The sequence below is a fragment of the Mycobacterium angelicum genome, assembly GCF_002086155.1.
GTDB classification, from domain to species: domain Bacteria; phylum Actinomycetota; class Actinomycetes; order Mycobacteriales; family Mycobacteriaceae; genus Mycobacterium; species Mycobacterium angelicum.
Genome location: NZ_MVHE01000318.1, coordinates 1 through 415, shown reverse-complemented (window position 1 = coordinate 415; position 415 = coordinate 1). Strand labels below are relative to the sequence as shown.

The window sequence follows — 415 nt, the reverse complement described above, 5'->3', positions numbered from 1 at the left end:
CCGGCCACCGCAGCCAGATTGGGGTAATCGAAAATCACCGTGGCCGGCAACGTCAGACCCGTGGCCTGAGCCAACCGGTTACGCAACTCCACCGCCCCCCGCGAATCCAAGCCCAGATCGTTAAACGCCCGCTCAGCGGGCACCGCCTCCGGTGAACCGTGGCCAAGCACCGCAGCGACCTGGCCACCCACCTCAGCCACCAACAGCGAATCCCACTCCGCCTCAGCCACCGCGGCCAGCCGCTGCGCCAACGAACCGCCAGCCGCGACCGCCGCCGCAGCGGGAAGGCTCACCAACTGACTCAACACCGGCGCCAACAACCCCAACCGCGCTTGTTTACGCAACGCGGCCACATCCAGCCGCGCCGGCACCAACACCGCCTCACCCCGCCCACACGCCAGATCGAACAACTCCA

The 415-nt window shown here is 68.0% G+C and carries 1 protein-coding gene; it reads right to left on the bottom strand.

Annotated features, from left to right (window positions below):
• Window positions 1–415 (bottom strand): acyl carrier protein (locus tag BST12_RS29575; protein ID WP_139802109.1); only part of this gene is annotated, 415 nt, incomplete at both ends.